Genomic DNA, 24,259 nt, shown 5'->3' on the forward strand with positions numbered 1-24,259 from the left:
AGGGAATAGGAGGAATGTAAATGAACACCTTATATCCGCCGCCGGGGCTGCTTGTCCTTGATGTTCAAAATGGCTTTGATGATCCTTATTGGGGAGAACGAAACAATCACAAAGCCGAGAAGAACATATTGGAACTTCAAGCTGCTTGGAGAGAAAAAAGCTGGCCTGTCCTGCATTCCCAGCATCTTTCAATGAATATCAGCTCCCCCTTTCACTATACGAAGAAAAAGGGGATTGCATTTAAAGAAGCGACCAGACCCATGCCGGGCGAGTACGTTTTTCAAAAACAAGTCAATTCCGCTTTTATCGGGACGCAGCTGGAAGCCGTCTTAAACGATCTGGGGGTTAAGACTGTGGTCATAACAGGGCTGTCCACACAGCATTGTGTTTCTACCACAACTAGAATGAGTGCCAATCTTGGCTTTACAACTTATCTGGCTGAAGATGCATGTGCAGCTTTTGCCATTACGGATCACAAAGGAACGTTTTACAGTGCAGATGCCGTTCATCAAGCTCAGCTTGCTGCACTTCATAAAGAGTTTGCTACAATCGTCAGCACACAGGAAATGCTGCAGCTGATAGAAAAGCTTAAGACCGAATAATTGAGTAAGTCATTTTTTTGTGGAACACTGTATACGTCGACGGAAACCATTTTCAAGCCGCCTCCCCATCACAATGAAGAAAAGATAAGCGGAAGGATTCCGGTTAAGTTCAGAGAAGGCTGCTTTTTAGAGAAAATAAGAGGATGAGTTCCGCTTAAGCTGCTGAAACCACTCCATTTTAAGGTTTTTCAGCGGCATAACCGGAAATCCTCCATTTATTTCAGCCCATTTTCTTCGTTTTTTCTGAATAGGCGGAATTCCTCCGTTTACATATGTACACGGGCTTTCATAAGTCGCATTTCCGTTTTCCTAATTGTTTATGTCAATTGTTGCAATCTAAAGGACTTGATTAGATAAAAAAACTTCTGACTAAAAAAGCCTTCGGAAAACAATTCCGAAGGCTTTTCTGCTAGTTGGAATGAAAGAGCCTGCTCTCCAGCTCTGCTGATTTCTGAAACAAATCACGGTTTTCCCGGTACAGAACCTCAATCTTCTCCAGCAGCTCTTTGTCTTCCATATTGTTTTCCAAAGCTTCTGCAATTTCCAGCCTGTTCTGTGCATTTGCCATCTGATCTCTTGCCAGGTCCTTCAGTTCAGTGATAAAGCTATTCTTCTCAACCATTTTCTTTCACCACCTTTTCAGTAATTACCTTATTAGGACTATCCTTTGCTATAGAGAGTTAAGATATTCTCTTTCTATTACTTCATACCCGTTAGAAATGCAGACGAAAAGCAATTTTGATTAACATAAAAAAAGGCCCCTGAACACTTGGTTCAGGAGACTCTTGCCATAAATCATCATATCTTACTTACATTCTTTGTGAATATCAGCTATCTAATTAGCACTCTTCAGGTGTTCCCTGATTCACGGCAGTTCTAAAAGAAGACCCACACCCACAGTTTGCAATGGCATTGGGGTTATCAATCGTGAACCCTCCGGGGGTATACCTACAATAGGTTAAAGCGTGTATTATCAACGTTTGTTAGCGTTTTAAGCACTAATTTTTATTCATATTATTCATAAGGGTCTTTAATATCCGACTTCGATAAAAGTCTATTCCTTTCCCTTCATCTTACTCAAAGTCGGCCATATATATAAGCGCTAATTCATTAATTATGCGAGGTAACATATGTAAATCTTCTATTAATTTCGCTATAAGTCTATTCTCAAGCATGCGGTCCATGGAAAATTGTGAATGCGAAGGATTGGTTCGGTATGCTCGTATTGCTAGGCGATAATGAAAAGTCGACAATTACCGTAAGAGTGGAGAAAACGCCGGAAGGGATTTACTATGCGAAGAGTAATCTCAGAGTGGAGGCGGAAGGTGCTAATGCGCTAGGCTCGGCCGAGCTTGTTTATGAATTATTCAATCAAATGGAATAAATAAAAGAAGACCTTTGGTATTTACCTAGGGTCTTTTTGAACTGATTGTGTTGCTTTTTCTATGATGCTATCAATCACTTCATCAGGTAAATTATGATTAATTTTAAACACCATTTGATCTCTATGTATGGTGTAGATTTTATTTGTCCTTACACTTGTCTTTTTCTTTAGTTGTACTTCAACATCATATAAAGTTCGTGCTGGACTTTTAGTACAAGAGCAAACGATTACATCCTCGGTATCGTTAGAGTCCTCGTTTTTACCTATAATAAAAACAGGTCTTGGTATGACATCTCCATTAGACATTTTAGCTTTTGCAAAGAAAAACTCGCCTTGATCAGCGTTTGCTCGATCACGGGCGAGCTTTACTCTTTTATCAGGACTCATAAATCTCTTGCAACTCCTCTTCGTACCAAGAACTGAAGTAATCATCGATTCTGTCATTTTCTCTTTGATCATTTGCAGAAACGTTTAAAGGACGAACCTCGCTGATACCAAGTTCTCTTTCAATTTGTGATAAGTCTTTACGTTTTGCCACTAGAATCACTCCCTCATTGTAGGCGAGTCTGTATCCGACATGCCTAACATGCGAGGGCTGATTCAATCGAGAAAAGACATTGGTTGGTTGATAAGCCATATTTAATTCCTCCCCTATACGCATGATAACACATATGGAATAGCTCGTCAGTAATTTTTATCCAGTTTGACCCATTTTTTACTTGTTTTATACATGTATATATACTTTTCCTGTTCTATAGTACTACTAAACTTGTTTTTAAGCCCCACAATACCAATACGGCAGCGCAGGTCGGTTCTACATAACTCTCATTTGCTTTATGCACTCAATTTCAGCTTTCATCAAATCGATGTCGTTTTTTGGCTCGTTGCCTGCTTTCGTCCTGTTCTTGATTTCCAGGCGTTCGTTCAGTCTGCTCACCGTTTTCAGTAGCTGCTTAACCGCCTTTGCTGACGGTTAATTCTCCTTTGTCGCCTGTTTGTAAAGCGAATAGATAACGTCCGGAATTGCTGCATAGTGTTCCGCTTGATTTCTCGATTAATCATCTTTAAAGCTGACGTCCTAGCGTCAGCGATAAATAGTCTGGTCTGCCGGCTCACACTAACCTTTTCGGCGATTTCGTCCAACATTAGGCCGTCCTGCTTAGGTTACGCTAGATACTTCGCACCTTCTTTTCGCTTCTTTAAAGCCACAAAAAACGACCTTCTGAACGGAATTTTAACCGTTAAAGAAAGTCGTTATTCTGTACCCTTAAAGGCGTAGATGAGGGTTGTTTCTATACATCGCCTAACTGAATTATCGCCTCTTTTACGCTACAATCGGCAATTCCTCCGATTGGGTTACCGTTGTAATATCAACGTCTAAAAACCTAACAATTCTCCGGCGTACCCGTATTCATCGCAGTTCTAAAAGAAGACCCGCAGCCGCAGTTTGCGATGGCATTCGGGTTATCAATCGTGAACCCTCCGCCCATTAATGATTGCTTATAGTCAATCACGGTTCCCTTTAAGATGCTGGCACTTTCTTTATCTACAAGAATTTGAAGATCATGAAGCAGGAGCTCTGTATCTTCATCTTTTTTTTCGTGCTCAAAGCCCATTCCATAGGATAGGCCGCTGCAGCCTCCTCCTTTGATGCTTACTCTGAGATAGGCGCTTTCTTCTTCGTGTTCTTTCATCATATCTTTTATTTGAAGGGCAGCAGATTCAGTAATTTTGATTAACTCTTCCATTGCAATACCTCCTTTTCGTAGAAATCCAACGGAATACCACAAGTATAGCCTGAAAAGCAGCTCCTCTCAAATATTCCGCCTAGGATTTAATATAATAGGTTCCCTTGCAAACTGTTTCAGCAGGGCCTGTCATCATGACAGATCCTTCTTCAGTCCAATTAATGATCAAGTCTCCTCCTGCCAAATGAACTACCGTGTCTTTCCCCCTGGCAGTATGGTGGTTCAGTACAGAAGAAACAACCGCCGCGCAGGCGCCTGTTCCACACGCCTGTGTCACGCCTGATCCTCTTTCCCATACACGAAAGTGAATTTCTCTGTTATTCACAACTTCTACAAATTCCACATTCACACCTTCAGGAAATCTTGGATCTTTTTCTACAAGTGGTCCTAACGTAGTAAGTGGCGCCTGTTCAATATCATCAACATAGAAAATAAGATGTGGATTTCCCATGGAAACAGCTGTTACATAATGCTGCTCACCGGAAAACTCCATTTCACCATTAATGAGCCTGGCTTGAGGGTCATCAGCTTTTACAGGAATCTCATTCTGCTGCAGGCGCGGGCTGCCCATATCAATCGTCACCTGTTCCACAAGTCCTGATTCCACATGAACGTTTGCTCTTACTAGACCGGACAGGGTTTCTATTAAAAATACCCTTTCTGTCACCAGTTTATTCTCATACGCATATTTTGCAACACAGCGAAGGCCGTTGCCGCAGTTTTTCCCTTCAGATCCATCACTGTTAAAAATACGCATTTTGACTGGTGCATGTTCCGACGGACATATCAGTATCATCCCATCTGAACCAATACCGGTATGTACAGTTGAAACCTGTACTGCTAAAGTTGCCAGTTGTTCCTCTTCCAAATGTTCTTGAAACATATCTATATATATATAATTGTTGCCAAGTGCGTGCATTTTTGTGAATTGAAATGATTTCATGCTGTCCTCCGAAAAATTCTCTTTACTTCAGTATAAATTGTCAGTAACGTGTTCACAATAGGAACATCCCCCGTGACATATGAAAAACCTCTTACGGATTCACCGTAAGAGGTTTTTTGCTTTACTTACCAATATTAAAACAGGAACATACCGGCGATCGCTGCACTCAACAGGTTGGCCAAAGTTCCGGCAATGATCGCACGAACACCTAACCGTGCAATATCCTGTCTGCGGTTCGGAGCAAGTCCGCCAAGTCCGCCAAGCAGAATTGCGATGGAAGAAAGGTTGGCAAAGCCGCAAAGCGCGAAGCTGATAACCGCAACCGTTTTGTCAGACAGTTCATCAATTTGAAGAGAGAGGTTAGAGTAGGCAACGAATTCATTCAATACAAGCTTCTGCCCAATAAAGCTTCCTGCCTGCACTGCTTCTGCCCAAGGCACCCCAATGATAAAGGCCAGTGGTGAGAAAAGATAACCTAAAATAAATTCAATGGTTAAGAATTCTGCTCCGAACAATCCGCCAATGGCGCTGAGAAGGCCGTTTAACATGGCAATCAATGCAATAAATGCGAGAAGCATAGCTCCTACATTCAGAGCAAGCTGAAGGCCTGTAGCTGCACCTTTTGCTGCAGCATCAATGACATTTGCCGCATCTTCATCATTTTCCATTTTAATATTTTTCTGCGTTTGTGAAACCTCTGTTTCAGGTATCAGCATTTTCGCCATAATTAATCCTGCCGGAGCAGCCATAAAGCTTCCAGCCAGCAGATATTCCAGCGGAATGCCAAGTGCAGCATAACCAAACAATACTGAACCTGCAACTGACGCTAGACCCCCTGTCATAACAGCAAACAGTTCTGATTTTGTCATTTTGCTGATATAAGGACGCACAACCAGAGGAGCTTCCGTCTGGCCAACAAAAATGTTGGCAGCCGCAGACAGTGATTCAGCTTTGCTCGTGCCAAGCAGCTTGGAAAGTCCTCCGCCAAGAATTTTAATGATCCATTGCATGATTCCTAAGTAGTAAAGAACAGAAATTAGAGAGGAGAAAAAGATAATAATCGTTAACACATTAAAGGCAAAAATAAATCCTGTTGCCTGTGAAGGATCCCCTAATGAACCAAATAGAAACCCGACACCTTCTCCCGCAAACCCAATAACCTGCTGTACTGCTTCAGTCAATTGTTTAAAAGCATTCCGTCCTGTTTCCCATCGCAGTACAATAAAAGCAAACAGAATTTGTATAGCCAGACCCCCGGCTATCGTTCTTACGTTAATTCTTTTCTTGTTTTCAGACAATAAAAAAGCGATCACAAAAATAGTTGTAATCCCAAGAATACCCCACAAAAAGTTATTCACTACTTTCACCCCATTTAATTACTTAGAAAGACCATAATAAAATAACAATAATCCTGTAAGTTGTCCACTTTTTCTCGACATTTTCTTCCTAAATTCGACACATCCAGAAATTGGTTGAAATAACAGTAGTCTTTTCCCATTAAAAACATTTTTTACACAGGTACTTTATCCCTAAAAATCGGTGGTTGTTGTGGTACAATTTACCTAAACAACTTTTCGTAAAGGGATTGAATGACTGTGAACGCTTCTGAATATTTATATGATAAACAACTAAATTGTCCAGTATGCATGAAGTTCTTCCAAACGAAGAAAGTCCGCTCCTCTAAAATTCGCATTCTCTCTCATGACACTGATTTTTGTTCACATTACCTGGATAACGATTGCAATCCGCTTTTTTATTATGTTAACGTTTGCCCGTCCTGCGGATACGCTTATTCCGATCACTCCCAGCTGACCCTAACGTCAGCTGCCAAAGCTGCCATTCACAATCACATCAGCTCAAAATGGAATGGATCAGATTATGGAATAATCCGCTCTAAGCTGCAGGCAATCCAAGCTTATAAGCTCGGAATACTATCAGCTTCCCTTTCAAATGAACTGCATATTATCAAAGCGGGTATGTTTCTGAGACTGGCCTGGCTGTACCGGACTTTGTTTGACAATGGTGCAGAAGAGGAAAAACGATTTATGAGTGCTGCTCTTCAGGAGTATATACAATCCTATATGAATCTTGACTTTGAAACAGCGGGCTACTCTGAAACCAGACTACTGTATCTTATCGGTGAATTAAGCAGAAGAACTGGAAATAAGCAGCAAGCTACAATCTACTTTTCCCGAATTATCCAAAATCAGTCCTCAATAAAAGAAAAAAGGTTGATTTTGATGGCGAAGGAAAGGTGGCAGGATGTAAGAAACGGTCTTATTGGAGGAGAAGCTCTCACATCTGCTGAGGATTCTGTTGATATACATAGATAGGACGGTCCATCGAGTGCCGGCAGGCTAGGTTAAGTAACTCTGGTAGGATCAAAGTGACAATTGTCACGTTTGCGTAAGATAGAAAAGCTGGGCTTATTTTACTTTTGTTGCTGCATTCATCCGGAATAAAAACAACAAATCTATCCTTGTCGGCACATAGCCTTACATACAAAAAAGGCGCCTCAAAAGCAACCTTTGAGACACCCTCATACCTTTAAAACATAGGATTTTCCTCTAAATACTGATATATATTATCCACCAGCTCATCAGGCGTTTCCCCCGAGACAATTTCCCCGTTTACCAAAGCGAACATTGACTCAAAGCACTTGCCGCAATAGCCGAGGCATCCGTACTCAACAATATCGAGGTTCGGATCTTTTTCCAGTTTTTCCAATGCTTTCTGAGATCCGTTGGCCAGATTGCTGATGCAGAATTCAATGATTGGTTTCAATGCTTTCACCTCTTATTACAATTAATCCTACCTTCTCTGCGTGTATTTAGTCAATATCCAGCAGTTTTTCTTCAATCATTCAACATATTTATCGAAAAGTGATGTACTAAATAAAATATTTTAGCCAATAATCGTTATTTTTAATGAAATCATTGAGATTTTGCCTCAAATTCGATATACTTTTTTATGGCATTTTGAAAAGGTTTTCTTATAGTTTACTATATTAATAAGTAGTCAATTTTCACATACTAACAGGGAAAAGGGGAATCCGCATATGAAGAATTTAGTAATTCTTGGCGGTGGCTACGGCGGTATGCGCATCCTTCATCGTCTGCTTCCAAATCAGCTGCCTGCTGATGTAAACATTACACTAGTTGATAAAAATCCTTACCATTGTTTGAAAACGGAATATTATGCGTTAGCAGCAGGGACCATTTCAGATCATCACATCCGCGTTACCTTCCCTGAACACCCAAATCTTCATTATAAATATGGGGAGGTTACCTCGGTTGACCTTGATAACAAGCAGATACTGTTTCAAGATGGCGAACCCCTTCTCTATGATGAATTAGTCATCGGACTCGGCTGTGAAGATAAATATCATAATGTTCCTGGTGCAGAAGAACACAGCTGCAGCATCCAGACGATTGATCAGTCCAGAAAAGCTTCGCAGCTTCTGAACAATCTTCCGGCGGGTGCAACTGTCGGGATTGTCGGAGCGGGACTCAGCGGAGTGGAGCTTGCCAGTGAATTGAGAGAAAGCAGAACTGACTTGAAGGTTAAATTGTTTGACCGCGGCAGTATCATTTTGTCCGCTTTTCCTGAAAGATTAAGCAGATATGTGCAAAGCTGGTTCGAAGAGAATGGTGTGGACATTATTAATGGGGCCAATGTCACGAAGGTTGAGGAAAATACGATTTATAACCATGATGAGCCTGTTCATTGCGATGCAATTGTCTGGACAGCAGGCATTCAGCCAAGCCGGATTGTCCGCGAACTTCCAGTGGAGAAGGATGTTCAGGGAAGAGTGGTTTTGAGCTTGCACCACCATCTTCCCCAAGATGAAAATGTGTTTGTTGTAGGCGACTGCGCAAGCCTGCCCCACGCGCCGAGTGCACAGCTTGCTGAGGCTCAGGCTGAACAAATTGTGCAGGTGCTTACTGCCCGGTGGAAAAATGAACCTCTTCCAGAATCTTTTCCTCCATTTAAGTTGAAGGGCATTCTTGGTTCTCTCGGTAAAAAGCACGGCTTTGGCCTGGTTGGCGAGCGGGCACTGACGGGCCGTGTAGCACGATTGCTGAAGTCAGGAATTCTCTGGATGTATAAATACCATAATGGGTAAGCCCATGTAGTACCCCGGACTGCCGGCAAGCAACTGATGACGTGCTTGTCTGCAGCCCTTTTTTATGTATTCGGGTTCAGCAAACCTTCATGGATTGCTATATTCTTTCTAACTTCTTATTTCATTGTTTGTTGATGATCAGAAATCATTCTGTCCAAGTCTGCTAAAAGGTCATGTAATTCAAAAAGAATCTTGTCCTTTTTCTCGTTGAATCTGTTCATTTCGGATACTTTCTCCCGAATGTCTTTCATACTTACTTTCTTCATCCTTAATTCTATCTGTCTTTTTTCTCTATTTATAAACATCTTTAAAACGAAACCCCTTCTGTATACCAAATGCCGCTGCACGAAATAAATCAGCATTGGCAAGGTACTGTGTAATTCACTACTTCAATAAATTCCTGCATTGTTTCTTCAGCACACAACTTTTTCCAGGCAGGTGGAGCCTGCATTGCAAACAAGCCATCATCAACAGCGATTCACTATATCCGGCATGCTCTGGACAGCTGTGAAAGACAACAGCTAACATATCAGCATTTTCTAAATCTACATCCTTGATTATTATCGGTAGAAGAGGAATATTATTAAAACTTAACCGTCGTCCAAATATTGGAATACTATTTACAAACACAGACGAAAAGCCCTTCCACTTCCGTGGCAGGGCTGGTTAAGAAGCGAAAGCCTACTTGTTCCGATCATCCCTTTGGCTGTTAGGAGCATCTGACAGTGAACCCTTTTTAGTATCGTAGCCTTTATCCAGTCCTGAAAATCTTTTATAATCATCAGGCCTGTCTGCTCCAGTTGTTTTTTTAGTCATCTTTATCACCTCCCCGCCTTAACTTCTCCGATTCAAAATAGCCTTATGTACGGTACTTTAGGCAAAACATAAATTTCAGCTTTCAAAGCATAATAGTACAAGTAGGGAGGTGTTTAAAAATGGATAAAAAGCAGGAAGCAGCAAACAATGAAAACCTCTTAATAGCCGGCAGAACATTCGATCCTTCTGATTACGAAGGCAAATCACAGGTCAGCAGCGGGCTGTCTCTTACCCATGAGCAAGTGAATGATGATTATTATGAAGGCACTGTGGATCAGGAATTAAAATAAGGGAAGCAGCGTATCCTTTATTACAAACAAAAGAGGCTTCAAAAGATAACGGTTCACCCTTTTGAAGCCTCTTTTTATCTGCTCTACTCTCACTGCACGAATTAGATGCTTTGCACCTCTGAGCGGTGTTTTTCTACTTCTTCATACACTCTCTTCAGCTTAGGATTTCCTTCTCCCACAATCGCCCCTTCTACACTAACAAGAGGATAAAAGAATTCATCTTTCATGATTCTTTCACATATGTCCTTCTGTTGGGGATCTTTGGGCGGCTGTTGAATATCTATATATAACATGGTAAAGAGCTGGTCGGGATATTTTCTTTGCAGTGCCGCTTCCAGCCATTCAAAAGTTTCCTTTGAGGAAGGGAGATTTACACAGCTTGGACAGAGTATTTCCGCCCCGTATACACAAACTTCGATTTCCTGTTTCATGTTATCATCCTTCCACAAACCGTTTTCTCCATTGTATGCCAGTTGATAAGATTTTTCTATGTTAACCTTTCCACTATTATGCTGGATGTGTTAAAATAATCTAGAATTTTCTCATTAGATTTTCATTCTCATTTTGAATATAATAGAGATAAGGATTAGGAAAGGAGTTAATCTTACATGACTGAACATGAGCAAATGATTGAACAGGTCCAGGAAGTTTTAGATAAATTGCGTCCCTTCTTGCTTCGTGACGGAGGAGACTGTGAACTGGTAGATGTAGAAGATGGCATTGTAAAGCTTCGTCTTTTAGGGGCATGCGGAAGCTGCCCAAGTTCTACAATTACACTGAAAGCCGGCATCGAGCGTGCACTCCTCGAAGAAGTGCCAGGAGTAGTAGAAGTAGAACAAGTATTTTAATTAAACAAAAAACCTGCAGCCCTTCTGCAGGTTTTTTTCTTGTGTAAAGAAAAGGAACATCCTTATAAATAACGATGAAACCAGTCTCTGATCGCATGAAGCCGCTGAATCCGCAACTTGAGGTCGCCATTTCTCGATAGATCATGATTGGCTTCAGGAAATCTCATAAACTCTGCTGTTTTCCCATAATATTTAAGTGCAGTGTACAATTGTTCAGCCTGTTCAATTGGACAGCGGTAATCTTTTTCGCTATGCAGGATCAGGAGGGGCGTCTCCATTTGTTTAACATATTTAAGCGGAGAACGTTCCCAAAGCTTTTCAGCCTCTTCAAAAGGATTCCAGCCAACCTCTCCCTCTGTAAAATAATAGCCGATATCGCTGGTTCCGAAAAAACTAATCCAATTGCTGATTGACCTTTGAGTTACAGCGGCCTTGAAACGGTTAGTTTGGCCGATGATCCAGTTAGTCATAAATCCTCCATAGCTTCCTCCTGCTGCACCCAGCCTGTCACTGTCAATACAGGAGTAGTGTTCAATTGCATAATCCACTGCACCCATTACATCATGATAATCATTACCCCCATAATCTCCCCTGACCAAATCTGCAAACTCCTGGCCATATCCATGGCTTCCTCGTGGATTCACATACAGCACCCCAAACCCGGAAGCTGCAAGCATCTGAAATTCATGAAAATATGTGTTCCCATACATGGCATGCGGCCCGCCGTGTATATAAAGAAGAAACGGATACTTTTTACCCTCTTCCATTGCAGAAGGCTTTAGCACCCAGCCGTGCACTTCCTGTTCTGCAGCTCCTGCAAAACTGAATTTCTCAGGTTTGGATACAGCAGCATCCCTGAGAAACTGATCGTTGATCTGCGTCATTTGCTGTGAGTTTCCCATGGCGAAATTCAGAAAATAAAGCTGACAGGGTGACACTGGTGAACTGATGGCAGCAATAGCAGTATGGGTAGATGGATGTACGGAAAAGGCATAAATATGTTCTTCCTCTGATCTGACGGGAAATAGATATCCATCAGGAGATCCATAATACAGATGGGTGCTTCCCTGATCAGATGCTAAAAAATAAAACCCGGCAGAATCAGCAGTCCACTGTATGAGTGACGGAGGAGTACCGTATAAAAAGTCGGTTACAGCAGCATCTCCAATGTAAATGTCCAGCTGTGCTGATAATTCAAAAAGAACACTGTCAGAAAACCGGTACAGCCAGATTCTGTTGAGTGTCGCTCCCTTTTTTTTCTGCTGATGCCCCGTAAAGCTCATGTATGTCCCATCGGGAGAATAGCTGATTGAAGAATACACACCGGTTCCTTTAGTAATATTTATGGTGTTTTTGTCAGGAAGACTGCGCTCGTAAATATCTGTTAATGGGGAAGTTTCATCCTCTCTTTTATCTGACAAATACGCAATTCTGCTGCCGTCAGGAGAAAATACGCCGGAATAGCAATTATATACTCCATCAGTGACAGCTTCTGCCTCTTCAGTACCTTCGCTAATCAAAATCAGCTGTTTTTTTCTATCTCTTAAGAATCCATGAGCATCAGACTTATAGGAAATATTTTTAACCAGCAGAGGCTCATCGATAGCAGCATTTCTTTCTTCTTCTCCAAATACGGTGACCAAGATGGAGCTGCCGTCAGGAGACCAGATTGGCTCAGATACTCCTGCAAATTTCAGCGGCAGTTTCCTCGCCTCACCGCCCTGACTCTGCATCACATAAAGCTCCGTTTTCCCTTTTCTGTCTGACAGAAATAAAAGCTTGCTTCCATCGGGACTCCATCTGGGATGGTAATCTTTACCCGCCCCGAATGTCCACTGTGTTTTAGTTCCGTTTACGATGTCCAGTATGTAAATATTTGACTTATAACGATTTTCCTTGTCGCATATCATTGTTCGTACATATGCTGCTTTTTTTCCGTCCGGTGACATTTGAGGATCATTGACTGATGTCAGCAAATATAAATCCTCCGCTGTAATGGCCCTTTTTTTCATGTTCTCCATATTTACTCCCCTTTTTCAGTTTGGTACATATCACATAGCGCTATTGCCCGTTGAGTTTAACGGACGTATGAAGAAAACAGCGAAAAAAGCCCAGCCGTCCGGCGGCTGAGCTTACGCATTCTGCTCTAAAGGAACATCCCAGGTTACTCGGACGCCAAGCGGATCTGCCTTCAATTCTACTACATCACCTTCCGAAAATCTCTCTTTTAGGGCTGAGATGAGACGGGATCCCGTCCCTTTTTCACACAGGAGGATTAAAGCTGGCCCGGCACCGCTGATCACAGTGGCAAGGGCACCATGTTCTTCTGCAGTTTTTTCAACCTCTTCCATTTCCGGGATTAATACTCTGCGGTAAGGTTGATGAAACATATCACTTTTCATCATGCTCCCTGCCACTTTCAAATTCCCGCTTATGAGGGCAGCAATCATGACATTGCTGACAGCGCTCGCTGAAACTGCTTCAGGATAGCCAAAGGAGCTTGGAAGCACGCTTCGTGCATCTTTCGTAAACAGCTCATAGGAAGGAATGTACGCTGCAAATTCAGCGTCAGGCGCAGGCATTGACACTGCATGGGCGGTTTCCTCCATCCAGCAGCCGATAATCATTCCGCCGTATATGGAAGCTCCGACATTATCAGGATGCTTCTCCATACTGCAGCCAAGAAACAGCTTTTCCTCATTTGTCAGCTGTAGTCCGCAAACTTGATTGGCAAGTTCAATTCCTCCTACAATAGCGGCAGCGCTGCTTCCAAGCCCCCTTGCTACCGGAATATCGCTCCAAACTTCAACGGCGCAAGGAGGAAGCTCCCTGTTTTTATAGCCCGCTGCAAGCAGAGCCGCCTTGCATATCAGGTTTTCCTCCCCGCAAGGCAGCCCCTCCACTTCTTTAGAAGAAGCCGTGAAATTCCATGTGGGAAATCTTTTTACTGTCAGCACAAGATACCGGTTAACTGCGAGACCAATAGAGTCAAAGCCCGGCCCAAGATTGGCTGTACTCCCTGGAACAGTTATTTTCACAGAGTCACAATCCCTCATGAAAAAACGCCTCCAAGTATTTCCATTGCCTCAGCTTTGTTATTGGGAAGCAGAACAGGCTTCATCAAAGCCGAATTTATCGCAGTGTCAGGATCCTTCAATCCGTTTCCTGTCAAAACAGCAGCCACAGTACTGCCTTTTGGAATCTCGCCGGTTGAGAGCTGCTTCAGAATTCCTGCCAATGATGCGCAGGAAGCAGGCTCTGCGAAAATCCCCTCAGTTTTAGCAAGTCTTTTGTAGGCTTGAAGTATTTCGTTGTCAGTTACTTCATCAATCTTTCCAAGGGACTGCTCTGCGGCCTCTACGGCAAGATGCCAGCTCGCTGGATTTCCAATTCTTATAGCTGTTGCAATTGTTTCCGGTTTTTCAATAACCTGGTTTCGGACAATGGCCGCTGATCCTTCCGCCTCAAAACCTCTCATTTGGGGAAGCCCTGTTTGCGCATGCTCATGATACTCCTTAAAGCCCTTCCAATAGGCTGAGATATTCCCAGCGTTTCCGACTGGAAGCGCGAGAATATCCGGAGCTTTTCCAAGCTGATCGCATATTTCAAATGCAGCGGTTTTCTGGCCTTCCAATCTGTATGGATTGACCGAATTGACAAGGGTAATCGGCAGCTGGCTGCAAACACTCCTGACCATTTGAAGAGCTTCATCAAAATTTCCCTCGATGGAATAAATCTCAGCTCCGTACATAACAGCCTGCGCGAGCTTTCCGACAGCAACCTTTCCTTCCGGTATCACAACGAAGCACTTCAAGTTTGCTCTTGCCGCATATGCTGCTGCTGAAGCTGATGTGTTGCCGGTAGAGGCGCACATAATGGCAGTGCTTCCCTCTTCCTTTGCCTTGGCAACCGCCATCACCATCCCTCTGTCTTTAAAAGAACCGGTCGGATTAGCACCTTCATTTTTAACATAAAGCTTTATTCCCAGCTCTTCTGACAGCCTGCCGCAGTAAATCAACGGCGTATTGCCTTCATGCAGCGTCAGAGCAGGGGTAGCATCTGTTACTGGAAGATGCTCCCGATAATGGTGCAGCAGTCCTTGCCAGTTCATGATTCTCCATTCCCTTCTACACGATACTTGCTTTTCACTTGATCAATAACATCCAAATCATGCAGCTCGCTCAGTATTTCATCAAAATCCTTCTTCGATGCCTTGTGAGTAATAATGACAATCTCAGCAAGATTTTCACCCTTCAGCGGCAGCTGAAGAATTTTTTCAAAACTGATGCCCCGTTCTGAAAAGAGAGCCGTAATTTTAGCGAGCGCCCCCACCTGATCTTTTACATGAATGCGGAGAAAATATTGTGCAAAAATTTCATGCGGCTGTTTCAGCTGCTTATCATACTGCGGAGCTACAGCACTTCGGCCATTAACCCCCAGCCGCATATTTTTCAGAACACCAACCAAATCCGAAACTACTGCTGTAGCAGTAGGCAGACTTCCTGCTCCAGGACCGTAAAACATTGTTTCTCCCACAGCTTCGCCATACACATAAACCGCATTATATTCATTATTCACAGCTGCCAGCGGATGAGAGTCCGGCAGGAGTGCAGGCTGAACAGATACCTCTGCCTTTCCGCTGCTGCGGTCTGCAATGCCGATCAGCTTCATTGTGTACCCCAGCTGCTTGCTGTAGCTGATATCATCATCTGATACCTGCGTAATTCCTTTTACACTCACATCCTCTAAATCTACATTCATCGAAAATCCTAATCTCGCAAGTATTGCCATTTTTCTAGCTGCATCTAGCCCTTCAACATCACTTTCAGGATCGCTTTCAGCAAAGCCCAGCTCTTGGGCTTCCTTAAGAATCTCTTCATAGGATGATCCGTTTTTGCTCATCTTAGTTAATATATAATTTGTCGTTCCATTGACGATTCCCATCATCTTGTTAATTCTGTCGGACGCCAGCCCGTCTACTAAACTTCTAAGTATAGGAATGCCTCCTGCTACGCTGGCTTCATAAAATAAGTCACATTTCTTTTCAGTGGCAGCTGTCAGGAGCTCAGTTCCATGCGCTGCAATCAGATCCTTGTTTGCAGTAACAATATGTTTCTTTTCTTGGATGGCATCCAGCAGATAGATTTTTGTTTCATCAATTCCTCCCATCACCTCAATCAGCACATCAATATCTTTATCATTAATCACTTCGTAGGGATCCAGGGTAAGCAGCTCTCGGTCTATGTTAACCGCTCTTTTTTTATCCAAATCCTTTACCAGCACTTTCTTTACCTCAACAGGACATCCTACTACATGCATCAATTTGTCCTGATGGTCCTCGATAATTCTGACCACACCGCACCCTACCGTGCCCAAACCCAGCAATCCCACTTTGATGGCTTTCATATGAACTCTCCCTTTTTGTCTATCTAGAATAGACATTTGTTTATATACAGTAGACAATAATATAATTGTCATTATATAAAAACCTTTACTGATTTACAAGGGTAATTTGTCAAAATATTTAAAAAGGATAAAGAAAATTGTTTAAGTCTAAGAAAAAAGACATTCCAAAAGACGGAATACAACAGACCGTAACAATAAAGATAGATACCAATGTGGTTAGATCTCCACTCACGATGGACGCTTTCACATGAAGTCCATTAGATTGTGTAAATACCTAAATAAATAGAAATAGATTGTTGTTTTTGAAAGGGTGGTAAAGCGCCTTGGAAGCCGCTATTCATATATAAACGGAGGAATTCCGTCTATTCCTAGAAAACAGGGTAAATGGCCTCAAATAAACGGAGGAATTCCGCCTATGCACCTAAAAAACCGCTACATGGATGATTTTCAGCAGCTTAAGCGGAATTCGTTCCCTTATTTCCCCTATAAAATGAACTATTCTGAATGTAACCGGAATTTATACGCTTATTTTTTCTTTGATGGGATTTTTCGTCTCGTGAATTTAAAATTCATGAACGATTGTTCAGCAGCTGAAAACAGTGTTGCCAAGAGTGAATAAAAGGACTATTACACAATTATACGAACTTAATTCGCTTTCCGCGGGCGGAGCCGAACCTCTTCCCTCGCAGAAGTCGCCATCCACCGTTCCAATCAATTTATTACTCTAGAGAAATCCGTTTTATCTAGAAGTGACAATTGGCAACTTTGCCTTGGCAAGATGCTTGTCTCTGAAATTAAATAGATCGTGAGTTAAAGTACTAAGAAAATAACTGCGGAGGGTGCCTGACTCCTGGGAGATTGGCGGGAGGGGCGAGACCCCACAGAAGTCAAGCAGCAACAAGGAGGCTCGCCGCCCCCCCGGCAAGCAAGCACATGGAGCGGAAAGCAGCTTTTCCCCCACCATTCCTAAACAAAAAATGACAAAAGGTAGCGAGAAGGGCTTCTCACTACCTTTTGTCGACAATTTGAGACATTCCCGAATGACGGAATAGCTACCACTATTTTTATAAAGTGATTTCAGCCGTTTTTACTGAACAGGGGTCTCAGGTTTTTTCCCTGATAGTACTGCACTGAGGTTTCTGCTGCAAAGCTGAATCATTTCTGTCCTCGTTTCCCTGCTCGCACTTCCGATGTGTGGAAGCGCAACCACATTGGGTAAGCGTAAAAGGGGATGATCTCCTCCTATCGGTTCCCTTTCAAACACATCCAGCCCTGCACCTGCGATCCATCCTTCTTCTAAGGCTAAAAGAAGCGCTTCCTCCACGACCACTGCTCCTCTGGAAGCATTCACAAAAACAGCTTCCCTTTTCATTTGCTGAAATGCTTCTCTGTTGAAGAGCTCCTTTGTTTCATTGGTAAGCGGTGCGAGGCAGACTACAAAATCAGAACGCTTCAGCAAGTCATGGAATTCACAATACTCTGCTCCCAGCTCCTCTTCGGCTTCCCTGTTCCTGGAACGGTTATGATAGAGAATTTTCATATCAAAGCCTGTTGTTCTTTTGGCGAAGGTCCGGCCAATCTTGCCCATGCCAACAATGCCGACGGTTTTATGATGCAAGTCGGTGCCTGCCAGCAAGTATGGCCCCCAGCTTTTCCACTTGCCCTCTTTTACATACTGAGCACTTTCCACAATTCTTCTGGCTGCTGCCATCATCAGGGCAAACGTCAAATCAGCTGTGGTGTCAGTCAAAACATCGGGTGTATTGCAAACGGTAATTCCCTTTTCAGTACAGTGATCTATGTCGATATTATCAAAGCCGACAGCCAAGTTTGCAATCACCTTCAGCTGCGGTGCGGAATGCAACAGCTCCTGATCCACCTTATCAGAAAGCATAGTCAGCAGACCATCTGCTTTTGCCGCTTTTTTCAGCAGAAGCTCTCTCGGGCAAGGAACTTCTTCTTCCTCCCACATTTCAACGTCCGCTGCTCTTTTTATTTCCTGGATAAATTCCAAAGGTAGCTTTCTTGTTATAAACACAAATGGTTTCAATGCCTTCACTCCTGATACGTATTAGTTTGAATACTCCTATAGTATCAATTGCGGAGGCACTGTCCAAGTTAGAGCCATGAAATTGCCGGTAAATTAATTTTTCTCGTTCTAATGGAAAGCATGCTTGAATAAGCGGAAAGAAACTCCTCATATTTATTCGAGTCTTTTAGCATCTTTTTCAATCTTGTTTCCGCTTCTTTTTTCCCTGCTTCATTTGATAAATAATACTCTTCTATGCATTCAAAGTAATGAAGCGGGAACAACAGCCTGCTGTATAAAAGCCTCCAGGAGAATGAGGAAAGCGGTGTGGTGCGGTCGTATTCTTCAAGAAAGCGAAAGCCCTCTTCTCTCATTTCTGCCTGCCTGTGGTGAAACTCATGGCGCAAATGCTCTGCAATATCTCTGCTGCAGTGATCAAAGATCCAGTCAGTGGGCATTTTCATAGGATGTTCACCCTGCCACAGTCCCGCAGAAAAACGATTATGGCTGATTGTCGCTGCATCAATTGGCTGCGGATGATCATCGAGTTCCGTATCTACCAGATATTGAATGGCGTTTTCTGCTAAACCTAAGTAGTAGGGAAAAGATTCGATAAACAATTTTTCAAAAGGATCAAGCGGATGTGCCTGAACCTTGCCTCTCCAAAACCCCTCTAGCTGATCCAGTCTTTTTTCCCATAGATGCTTCCACTGCCCGATACGGTTCACTTTGGTTATTGAATATGGAAAGGCCCGTGCTTTTTGATGAAACCTCGCCAGTTCTCTTCCTGGTGAACTTGCAGCCCTTTTTTGGCTGAGATTGCTCCGGCAAATGCTGTACCGGACAGATTTTTCTTCAAAATACAGTCCGTTGTCTTTCGTCAGGAGAAATGCTGCGACATGAGGATCGCCCTTTTCCTGCAGAAATTGGCTCATATAATAAAGCTCGTACAGCTCTTCGTCTTCAAACGAACTGACCGGAACAATGCAGCACACCGAATTTTGAGTGCGAAAGGCTTCATATCTTCCTGCCTTGAACAGGTCATAGACCTGCAGGCCATATTGCTCCCTGATTGTTTTTTTCAATTTCATACCCTCCAGATGAAACGGTTTAATATAAAATTAGTCCTTTCCCCTGGAGATTATGAATAGATTTAGAAATGTTGTATTAAGGACTTTTTAAAAAGGGTATATTTATATAGCACAAATAAAATGACAATGTATAAAATAGTAAAAAAGATTGGGTGAAGTTGATGAAGGAAAAAGCAAAAATGGATGAAGTAGAACTTCGTGCCAGAGAATGGCTTGAAGAAAGAGGCGTGACACAATCAGATATAGCTGAACTTGTTTATTTTTTACAAAAGAAATATCACCCTAACTTAGACATGCAGGACTGCATGGAAAACGTTGATCGGGTACTTGCTAAGCGGGAAGTGCAAAATGCAATATTATCAGGTATTCAGCTGGATGTACTGGCTGAACAGGGCCAGCTTCAAGAGCCTTTGCTGTCCATTATCCAAAAAGACGAAGGATTGTATGGTGTAGATGAAATACTCGCCTTTTCCATTGTTAATATATATGGTTCCATTGGGTTCACAAATTATGGATATATCGACAAGGAAAAGCCCGGAATTCTCGGCTTCCTAAATGACAAAGAATCAGGAATGTGCCATACGTTTCTGGATGATATTGTTGGAGCCATTGCGGCAGCTGCTTCCAGCAGGCTTGCCCACCGTGCCCAGAATACAGAGTGAAAACCTGCAGCTGTAAGTTAAAAAAGAAGCATTCGGATGCCATGCGTCTCCGAATGCTTCTTTTATTTCCTTAAATGTACGGCAGCCACTCTGTGAGAGAATGAGCTGTATAAGTTGGCTTTTTCTCATATCCGCCCAGCAGCTCCACTGTTGTAACACCCGTATGAACAAGCAGAGTATCCAGTCCGGTATTCATGCCGGCCATAATATCCGTATCATAATTATCACCGATCATCAACGTGTCTTCCTTAGCCGTTCCGATAACTTTTAAGGCCTGCTCCATGATAATGGCTTCCGGCTTGCCGATAAACAAAGGCTGCACCGTTGTTGAGACAGTCAGGACAGAAGTAAGCGAGCCATTGCCGGGTAAAAGTCCGCGCTCAGTCGGAATGGCAATATCTCCATTTGTCGAGATAAATACTGCGCCGTTTCGAATTTCAATACAGCCCTTTGCAAGCTTTTCATAATTAATGCCGCGGTCAATGCCAGTGACAACAAAATCAGCATGTTCATCCACAAGCTCATGTCCCCGTTCAAGCAAAGCCTGCTGAATTCCTTCTTCACCAATAACATAAACCCTGGCATTTTCTTTCTTTTCAGCTATGTACTGTGCCGTCGCCATGCTCGTCGTAAATACCTGCTCCTCAGCTGCCGGTATGTTAAACTGGTTCAGTTTATCCGCAACCTGTGCAGGTGTTCTTGAAGAGTTATTTGTCACAAATAAATAAGGAATATCCTTTTCTTTTAGCGCTCTTACAAAAGCACAAGCTTCTTCTATTTTTTCTTTTCCCCGATACATGGTTCCGTCGAGGTCAATTAAATATCCTTTATAGCTTTTCATGTTGATGCACTCCTTCGATTATGCAGGCTGTTAAGTCCGCCCCTTTGCTGCGCTTGTTCCCTGAAAAAAAGCATATCCTTGATTGGCTGCAGAAGTCAATCAATTTACTTCCCCGCAGCATATATAAAACAGGGCTGACCTGCCGGCAGGAACACATTATTTTGGTTTAAATGCCGAAACTGGACCAAGTTCATTCTCAAGGTATCTCCTAATGTGGGTACTAAAGGCAGAAAGTTGGCCCATGTTTTTATGAAGAATAGCGGAAAGCTCACTGTGATTGATATCTAAATACTGCTGAACCAGCACCTTCCGTAAAGAAACAACCTCTTTTAAGCTGCCTTCATGGTCAACCGGTACAACTTTTTCATCCAAAAGAATGTCGATAATATCTTCGTAGCTGCCCGGATCACGCATAATAAATCCGTCTATCATGGCATTGCCTGTGTCCAAAATAGACTCAATAATCATATGAGCTGCTCTTTCCAAAGCCAGAAGCTCAAATGCATTTTCCCAGGTTTCTTTTCCGCTGATAAGCTGAAGCCTGGAATCCAGATAAACCAAAGTTGCTTCTATCTTTTCCCGATCTACAAAATACATTCCTCTTCACCACCCTTCCTACAATGCTACCCGATCTAATAAAAGTTTTCCAGGTTTGGCATACAGATATCCCTGTGCCAAATCAACCCGGTTTCTCGAGAGTACTTCCGCCTCTTCTTTTTTTTCAATTCCCTCTGCCACAACAAGGGAACCTGTTTCTTTTGCAATTAATAATAATCCTTTCAGCATGGATTCCTTTACAGAATTCGTATCGATATCCTGAATGACGGAACGGTCAATTTTAATAATATCAGGCATAATTTCACTGATGGTGTGCAGGCTTGCATAACCCGCCCCAGTGTCATCTACAGCAAATCTGAAGCCTTTCAGCCTCAGGCTGCCGATATTCTCGTGAAAAAATTTCAGTCCCTCTATAGAATCTCTTTCAGTAATTTCGAAAATAATTTGCTGCGGCTTGATATAAGGGTACTCGAGAAGCATTTTTTCCAGTGCAGCCACAAATCTTTTATTGCCGAGTGTAAGCGGTGTAAAGTTAATGAAAATATCTTCTTTGCACTGAGACTCACCTATCATCAGAAAAGCCTTTTCCAATACCAGCAGCTCCAGGTCATAGACCATATTTGTCTGCCTGGCAACTGAAAATAGCTGAAGAGGATACTCATAGGGAGTATTCTCCGGCCCCCTCGCTAAAAACTCCCAGCCTTTCACCTGATTTTCAGCCAAATCAACAATTGGCTGGGCGAGCAATGAAAGATGACGCTTATGTATGATGTTTCTCATTTCCAGGACCATTTCAATATATTGCGACTGAACGCGCTTCTGAGCCATGGCAATCGCCTGCTGCTGCGCTTTAAAAATTGCATCTTGAGTAGAATAATGCTGTTTTTCAATAAACATATAACCAATATCAAAATCCAGGTCAAAATACGGATATAACTTTGAAATCCCCTTTTTTATTGCAGGAGATATATCTTTAATAAACGTTTCTATATAAACAACATTTTGCTTATGTTCATTGTTTTTCAAAAATAGGATCAGGCCGTCACTGCTGTGATCATGAACGACTAGAACATCTTCCCGGTAAGCTGAACCCTCCAGCGCTTCCCTGAAGGATTTTTTAAAATCTTCCTTAAAGGCTGCTGCTTGTGTTGATTCAAGCTGCTGCTGCAGCTCTTTTGTATTAGACAAATTAAACACAATGACTGCGACCTGCATACCTTGGGAGACAGCAGAATACACTCCTTCAAGTACAGGATTGCGCAGGACGAACTGCGGGGGATAATAACGCAAAAATTTGTAGGGCATAAATATCTTGCTCCATTTTTTGATTCTTGATGTGAGTGTATCCCAGGATCCTTTATCCATATTCTCAACCCTTCTGTACTCCATTTCTTTGCATTACTATTTTACCACATTTTGACTGAATTCGACTTTATTCTTGGAAATTTTATCTATGTTGAAACGCATACAGTTGAAAAGAGGGAAGTGCAGCTGAAACATAATTTCAAGACATTCTAGTCACAATAATTCAGGAAGGTGGTGAGACAAATTGAAAGAAAATGAAAAGCTCTACAGTGATTTTGTAAATGTTGAAAGTATGAAGGACAGGCATGTACAGGTAGAATACCCCGAAGGACCTTACGGAGCCCCAAGAAATAAAGAAAAACCCCAGGAGAAAAAGTAGTAATGTGCTTAATATCGGAGGAGGCAGGCGGGCGGGAATACCGGAAAAAAGGTGAAGAAAAAAATCGAAGCGATGAGCCCCGATTTCTTTACTTTCTTACACGTTTAACAATAAAGTAGGCACAGCCGAAATTACAGTATTCATAAAGATATTCATCCAGCGTACTGATTTTGGTGTCATAGGTGGATTTTTGATTTTGATCATCAAAAAATCCCTTCAGACGAAGCTGGTTATAACCCCAGTCACCTACAATATAATCGTATTTATTTAAAATTTCGGAATAGCGTCCTTTAAATGCCTCTTCATTAAAGCCGTTTCTTTCCTCTTTGATTAACTCAAAGCATTGATTTTGAATACAAATCAATCCTATCACTCACTTTCTTGCTTCTCTCTTCCTTTATATTACCATATAGAAGAGTAACTTCTCCATCAATTACTAAGAGAGTAAATCCTTCCTCAGCAAATACTATCGTTGAGGAGGTGTTAACCATGAAGATATATGGACTTTCTTCTTTTATCATCGGATTAACCGTTTTAACAGGGTGTCAATACGGAGCAAATCACACAGAAGATCTTTTTGAGGAAAGTGGAACCACCATCAATGTCCATGATTCAAGTGAACTTTATAACGAAGATGGCATTGCTAACGATGATGATGGAGATACTTCCAACTTTGGGTATGTCCGCGTTCAAAAAAGCCCATTAGCCAATGACAAAAATGAACATAAATATTACGGAATTGACCGGGAGCAGCTTGCCAACATCGTCAGTGGACTCAGCGTGCAGCTGCCTAACGTCAAGGACATCGCAACACTTGTAACGGATGAAGAAATTCTGGTCGCATATGAATCTGATACCCAAAATCGCTTTGAAACAGCGGATCAGGTCAAAAAAACTGCCATATCCGTTGCGCCCCGGTACTATCACGTATACGTATCGGACGATCCCCGCTTGATTGAAGAAATTGAAGGATACAGCTACCTGGACTCAAACAGCAGGGACATTGACCAAATCATCAACGGCACCATCAAGACAATGAAAAAATCCCCTCAGGGAAGAAAACTAAATAACGGCGAAAACCCTAATGGCGAGGGTTACGGCGAAATGAATGAAGAACTCGATGACGACACTAAGGATGGGAATCGCTGGGAATAAGAAAAGCGGAAGGCGCCTGCTCAGCAGCGACAAGCATAAGATGGGTTGGACGAAAGGTCGCTCTTTGACCTTTTGA

28 protein-coding genes and 3 pseudogenes are annotated in these 24,259 nt (G+C 42.5%); 9 read left to right on the forward strand and 22 right to left on the reverse strand.

The genetic code is table 11. The annotated features are described in order from the left end of the window. The first annotated feature begins 20 nt into the window (after positions 1-20). Positions 21-602, forward strand: coding sequence for a cysteine hydrolase family protein (locus tag GJU40_RS13870; RefSeq protein ID WP_154308633.1), 582 nt, complete (start codon positions 21-23; stop codon positions 600-602). A gap of 409 nt (positions 603-1,011) precedes the next feature. Here GJU40_RS13870 and GJU40_RS13875 read toward each other — a convergent pair whose 3' ends face one another. Together GJU40_RS13875 and GJU40_RS13880 are read right to left on the reverse strand one after the other, a co-directional pair. Then, positions 1,012-1,224, reverse strand: a complete 213-nt coding sequence (locus tag GJU40_RS13875) for a hypothetical protein (RefSeq protein ID WP_154308635.1) — start codon at positions 1,222-1,224, stop codon at positions 1,012-1,014. Positions 1,225-1,441: 217 nt separating this feature from the next. Then, a pseudogene (locus GJU40_RS13880) lies at positions 1,442-1,540 on the reverse strand (iron-sulfur cluster assembly accessory protein); the annotation flags it as partial. A 278-nt stretch (positions 1,541-1,818) separates the two neighbouring features. On the opposite strand from GJU40_RS13880, the gene GJU40_RS13885 reads away from it, so the two are divergent. Beyond that, positions 1,819-1,986 (forward strand): hypothetical protein, encoded by a 168-nt coding sequence (locus tag GJU40_RS13885; protein WP_154308637.1) that lies wholly within the window; start codon positions 1,819-1,821, stop codon positions 1,984-1,986. 21 nt (positions 1,987-2,007) lie between these two features. On the opposite strand, the gene GJU40_RS13890 is transcribed toward GJU40_RS13885, so the two are convergent. From GJU40_RS13890 to GJU40_RS13910, 6 genes are all read right to left on the reverse strand, one after another. Further along, entirely contained in the window at positions 2,008-2,373 is a 366-nt protein-coding gene (locus tag GJU40_RS13890; RefSeq protein WP_170289413.1) for a type II toxin-antitoxin system PemK/MazF family toxin, read from the reverse strand. Then, a complete protein-coding gene (locus GJU40_RS20725) occupies positions 2,363-2,623 on the reverse strand; it encodes a hypothetical protein (protein WP_170289414.1) in 261 nt (86 codons plus the stop codon). Before GJU40_RS20725 ends, GJU40_RS13890 begins: the two co-directional genes overlap by 11 nt. Before the next feature lie 305 nt (positions 2,624-2,928). Further along, complete coding sequence (locus tag GJU40_RS13895; RefSeq protein WP_154308641.1) at positions 2,929-3,132, reverse strand: hypothetical protein; 204 nt, start codon at positions 3,130-3,132, stop codon at positions 2,929-2,931. 239 nt (positions 3,133-3,371) lie between these two features. Beyond that, positions 3,372-3,734 (reverse strand): HesB/IscA family protein, encoded by a 363-nt coding sequence (locus tag GJU40_RS13900; RefSeq protein WP_154308643.1) that lies wholly within the window; start codon positions 3,732-3,734, stop codon positions 3,372-3,374. 79 nt (positions 3,735-3,813) lie between these two features. Continuing rightward, positions 3,814-4,677 (reverse strand): diaminopimelate epimerase, encoded by an 864-nt coding sequence (gene dapF / locus GJU40_RS13905; RefSeq protein ID WP_154308645.1) that lies wholly within the window; start codon positions 4,675-4,677, stop codon positions 3,814-3,816. A gap of 134 nt (positions 4,678-4,811) precedes the next feature. Continuing rightward, entirely contained in the window at positions 4,812-6,035 is a 1,224-nt protein-coding gene (locus tag GJU40_RS13910) for a NupC/NupG family nucleoside CNT transporter (RefSeq protein WP_343031560.1), read from the reverse strand. 237 nt (positions 6,036-6,272) lie between these two features. Between GJU40_RS13910 and GJU40_RS13915 the strand changes: the two genes are divergently transcribed. Then, the gene (locus GJU40_RS13915; RefSeq protein ID WP_170289415.1) at positions 6,273-7,010 is read left to right on the forward strand and encodes a DUF2225 domain-containing protein; all 738 of its coding nucleotides are present in this window, start codon (positions 6,273-6,275) and stop codon (positions 7,008-7,010) included. Positions 7,011-7,224: 214 nt separating this feature from the next. Here GJU40_RS13915 and GJU40_RS13920 read toward each other — a convergent pair whose 3' ends face one another. Continuing rightward, positions 7,225-7,461 (reverse strand): YuzB family protein, encoded by a 237-nt coding sequence (locus GJU40_RS13920; RefSeq protein ID WP_154308649.1) that lies wholly within the window; start codon positions 7,459-7,461, stop codon positions 7,225-7,227. A gap of 274 nt (positions 7,462-7,735) precedes the next feature. On the opposite strand from GJU40_RS13920, the gene GJU40_RS13925 reads away from it, so the two are divergent. Then, positions 7,736-8,803 (forward strand): NAD(P)/FAD-dependent oxidoreductase, encoded by a 1,068-nt coding sequence (locus tag GJU40_RS13925; protein WP_154308651.1) that lies wholly within the window; start codon positions 7,736-7,738, stop codon positions 8,801-8,803. A gap of 116 nt (positions 8,804-8,919) precedes the next feature. On the opposite strand, the gene GJU40_RS13930 is transcribed toward GJU40_RS13925, so the two are convergent. Further along, complete coding sequence (locus tag GJU40_RS13930; protein ID WP_170289416.1) at positions 8,920-9,108, reverse strand: hypothetical protein; 189 nt, start codon at positions 9,106-9,108, stop codon at positions 8,920-8,922. Positions 9,109-9,544: 436 nt separating this feature from the next. Next, positions 9,545-9,619: pseudogene (locus tag GJU40_RS13935) on the reverse strand (YozQ family protein); the annotation flags it as partial. Positions 9,620-9,738: 119 nt separating this feature from the next. Between GJU40_RS13935 and GJU40_RS13940 the strand changes: the two are divergent. Beyond that, on the forward strand, positions 9,739-9,909 hold the full coding sequence (locus tag GJU40_RS13940; RefSeq protein ID WP_154308655.1) for a YozQ family protein: 171 nt from the start codon (positions 9,739-9,741) through the stop codon (positions 9,907-9,909). A 101-nt stretch (positions 9,910-10,010) separates the two neighbouring features. Here the strand turns inward: GJU40_RS13940 and GJU40_RS13945 are convergent, their stop codons facing one another. After that, positions 10,011-10,340, reverse strand: coding sequence for a YuzD family protein (locus tag GJU40_RS13945; protein ID WP_154308657.1), 330 nt, complete (start codon positions 10,338-10,340; stop codon positions 10,011-10,013). A gap of 105 nt (positions 10,341-10,445) precedes the next feature. Here GJU40_RS13945 and GJU40_RS13950 point away from each other — a divergent pair. Then, positions 10,446-10,757 (forward strand): annotated as a pseudogene (locus GJU40_RS13950) (NifU family protein). Between the two features lie 62 nt (positions 10,758-10,819). Here the strand turns inward: GJU40_RS13950 and GJU40_RS13955 are convergent. The 6 genes from GJU40_RS13955 to yutH all read right to left on the reverse strand — a co-directional run bounded on the left by GJU40_RS13955 (position 10,820) and on the right by yutH (position 19,283). Further along, positions 10,820-12,778 carry a S9 family peptidase gene (locus GJU40_RS13955; RefSeq protein ID WP_154308661.1) on the reverse strand — a complete coding sequence of 653 codons (1,959 nt, stop codon included), beginning with the start codon at positions 12,776-12,778 and terminating at the stop codon, positions 10,820-10,822. A 111-nt stretch (positions 12,779-12,889) separates the two neighbouring features. Beyond that, positions 12,890-13,813: a homoserine kinase gene (thrB, locus tag GJU40_RS13960; protein WP_154308663.1), complete on the reverse strand. Its 924-nt coding sequence runs from the start codon at positions 13,811-13,813 to the stop codon at positions 12,890-12,892. Further along, a complete protein-coding gene (thrC, locus tag GJU40_RS13965; RefSeq protein ID WP_154308665.1) occupies positions 13,810-14,868 on the reverse strand; it encodes a threonine synthase in 1,059 nt (352 codons plus the stop codon). Before thrC ends, thrB begins: the two co-directional genes overlap by 4 nt. After that, positions 14,865-16,163: a homoserine dehydrogenase gene (locus tag GJU40_RS13970; RefSeq protein ID WP_154308666.1), complete on the reverse strand. Its 1,299-nt coding sequence runs from the start codon at positions 16,161-16,163 to the stop codon at positions 14,865-14,867. Before GJU40_RS13970 ends, thrC begins: the two co-directional genes overlap by 4 nt. A 1,087-nt stretch (positions 16,164-17,250) precedes the next feature. Continuing rightward, the gene (locus GJU40_RS13975; protein WP_154308668.1) at positions 17,251-18,213 is read right to left on the reverse strand and encodes a 2-hydroxyacid dehydrogenase; all 963 of its coding nucleotides are present in this window, start codon (positions 18,211-18,213) and stop codon (positions 17,251-17,253) included. 68 nt (positions 18,214-18,281) lie between these two features. Then, entirely contained in the window at positions 18,282-19,283 is a 1,002-nt protein-coding gene (yutH, locus tag GJU40_RS13980) for a spore coat putative kinase YutH (protein ID WP_154308671.1), read from the reverse strand. A 161-nt stretch (positions 19,284-19,444) separates the two neighbouring features. Here yutH and GJU40_RS13985 point away from each other — a divergent pair, with 161 nt between their 5' ends. Next, positions 19,445-19,945 (forward strand): phosphatidylglycerophosphatase A family protein, encoded by a 501-nt coding sequence (locus tag GJU40_RS13985; protein ID WP_246188369.1) that lies wholly within the window; start codon positions 19,445-19,447, stop codon positions 19,943-19,945. A gap of 70 nt (positions 19,946-20,015) precedes the next feature. On the opposite strand, the gene GJU40_RS13990 is transcribed toward GJU40_RS13985, so the two are convergent. The 3 genes from GJU40_RS13990 to GJU40_RS14000 form a co-directional block, all read right to left on the reverse strand. Next, positions 20,016-20,786: a TIGR01457 family HAD-type hydrolase gene (locus tag GJU40_RS13990; protein WP_154308673.1), complete on the reverse strand. Its 771-nt coding sequence runs from the start codon at positions 20,784-20,786 to the stop codon at positions 20,016-20,018. Between the two features lie 156 nt (positions 20,787-20,942). Further along, the gene (locus tag GJU40_RS13995) at positions 20,943-21,383 is read right to left on the reverse strand and encodes a DUF86 domain-containing protein (protein WP_154308675.1); all 441 of its coding nucleotides are present in this window, start codon (positions 21,381-21,383) and stop codon (positions 20,943-20,945) included. Between the two features lie 18 nt (positions 21,384-21,401). After that, positions 21,402-22,709: an EAL domain-containing protein gene (locus GJU40_RS14000; protein ID WP_154308677.1), complete on the reverse strand. Its 1,308-nt coding sequence runs from the start codon at positions 22,707-22,709 to the stop codon at positions 21,402-21,404. A gap of 184 nt (positions 22,710-22,893) precedes the next feature. On the opposite strand from GJU40_RS14000, the gene GJU40_RS21270 reads away from it, so the two are divergent. Continuing rightward, positions 22,894-23,028, forward strand: coding sequence for a hypothetical protein (locus GJU40_RS21270; protein WP_281350712.1), 135 nt, complete (start codon positions 22,894-22,896; stop codon positions 23,026-23,028). 88 nt (positions 23,029-23,116) lie between these two features. On the opposite strand, the gene GJU40_RS14005 is transcribed toward GJU40_RS21270, so the two are convergent. Beyond that, entirely contained in the window at positions 23,117-23,392 is a 276-nt protein-coding gene (locus GJU40_RS14005; RefSeq protein ID WP_154308695.1) for a YutD family protein, read from the reverse strand. 125 nt (positions 23,393-23,517) lie between these two features. Here GJU40_RS14005 and GJU40_RS14010 point away from each other — a divergent pair, with 125 nt between their 5' ends. Then, the gene (locus GJU40_RS14010) at positions 23,518-24,183 is read left to right on the forward strand and encodes a YhcN/YlaJ family sporulation lipoprotein (RefSeq protein WP_154308679.1); all 666 of its coding nucleotides are present in this window, start codon (positions 23,518-23,520) and stop codon (positions 24,181-24,183) included. Positions 24,184-24,259 lie beyond the last annotated feature (76 nt).

This window comes from Metabacillus lacus (genome assembly GCF_009674805.1).
Classification (GTDB): Bacteria; Bacillota; Bacilli; order Bacillales; family Bacillaceae; genus Metabacillus_C; species Metabacillus_C lacus.

What these genes read in the sequence shown, in the direction of transcription:
- GJU40_RS13870 (WP_154308633.1), top strand. Translation starts at nt 21, where the DNA reads ATGAACACCTTATATCCGCCGCCGGGGCTGCTTGTCCTTGATGTTCAA.
- GJU40_RS13875 (WP_154308635.1), bottom strand. Translation starts at nt 1,224, where the DNA reads ATGGTTGAGAAGAATAGCTTTATCACTGAACTGAAGGACCTGGCAAGA.
- GJU40_RS13885 (WP_154308637.1), top strand. Translation starts at nt 1,819, where the DNA reads ATGCTCGTATTGCTAGGCGATAATGAAAAGTCGACAATTACCGTAAGA.
- GJU40_RS13890 (WP_170289413.1), bottom strand. Translation starts at nt 2,373, where the DNA reads ATGAGTCCTGATAAAAGAGTAAAGCTCGCCCGTGATCGAGCAAACGCT.
- GJU40_RS20725 (WP_170289414.1), bottom strand. Translation starts at nt 2,623, where the DNA reads ATGGCTTATCAACCAACCAATGTCTTTTCTCGATTGAATCAGCCCTCG.
- GJU40_RS13895 (WP_154308641.1), bottom strand. Translation starts at nt 3,132, where the DNA reads ATGTTGGACGAAATCGCCGAAAAGGTTAGTGTGAGCCGGCAGACCAGA.
- GJU40_RS13900 (WP_154308643.1), bottom strand. Translation starts at nt 3,734, where the DNA reads ATGGAAGAGTTAATCAAAATTACTGAATCTGCTGCCCTTCAAATAAAA.
- dapF (WP_154308645.1), bottom strand. Translation starts at nt 4,677, where the DNA reads ATGAAATCATTTCAATTCACAAAAATGCACGCACTTGGCAACAATTAT.
- GJU40_RS13925 (WP_154308651.1), top strand. Translation starts at nt 7,736, where the DNA reads ATGAAGAATTTAGTAATTCTTGGCGGTGGCTACGGCGGTATGCGCATC.
- GJU40_RS13930 (WP_170289416.1), bottom strand. Translation starts at nt 9,108, where the DNA reads ATGTTTATAAATAGAGAAAAAAGACAGATAGAATTAAGGATGAAGAAA.
- GJU40_RS13940 (WP_154308655.1), top strand. Translation starts at nt 9,739, where the DNA reads ATGGATAAAAAGCAGGAAGCAGCAAACAATGAAAACCTCTTAATAGCC.
- GJU40_RS13945 (WP_154308657.1), bottom strand. Translation starts at nt 10,340, where the DNA reads ATGAAACAGGAAATCGAAGTTTGTGTATACGGGGCGGAAATACTCTGT.
- GJU40_RS13955 (WP_154308661.1), bottom strand. Translation starts at nt 12,778, where the DNA reads ATGGAGAACATGAAAAAAAGGGCCATTACAGCGGAGGATTTATATTTG.
- thrB (WP_154308663.1), bottom strand. Translation starts at nt 13,813, where the DNA reads ATGAGGGATTGTGACTCTGTGAAAATAACTGTTCCAGGGAGTACAGCC.
- thrC (WP_154308665.1), bottom strand. Translation starts at nt 14,868, where the DNA reads ATGAACTGGCAAGGACTGCTGCACCATTATCGGGAGCATCTTCCAGTA.
- GJU40_RS13970 (WP_154308666.1), bottom strand. Translation starts at nt 16,163, where the DNA reads ATGAAAGCCATCAAAGTGGGATTGCTGGGTTTGGGCACGGTAGGGTGC.
- yutH (WP_154308671.1), bottom strand. Translation starts at nt 19,283, where the DNA reads ATGAAATTGAAAAAAACAATCAGGGAGCAATATGGCCTGCAGGTCTAT.
- GJU40_RS13985 (WP_246188369.1), top strand. Translation starts at nt 19,445, where the DNA reads ATGAAGGAAAAAGCAAAAATGGATGAAGTAGAACTTCGTGCCAGAGAA.
- GJU40_RS13990 (WP_154308673.1), bottom strand. Translation starts at nt 20,786, where the DNA reads ATGAAAAGCTATAAAGGATATTTAATTGACCTCGACGGAACCATGTAT.
- GJU40_RS13995 (WP_154308675.1), bottom strand. Translation starts at nt 21,383, where the DNA reads ATGTATTTTGTAGATCGGGAAAAGATAGAAGCAACTTTGGTTTATCTG.
- GJU40_RS14000 (WP_154308677.1), bottom strand. Translation starts at nt 22,709, where the DNA reads ATGGATAAAGGATCCTGGGATACACTCACATCAAGAATCAAAAAATGG.
- GJU40_RS14010 (WP_154308679.1), top strand. Translation starts at nt 23,518, where the DNA reads ATGAAGATATATGGACTTTCTTCTTTTATCATCGGATTAACCGTTTTA.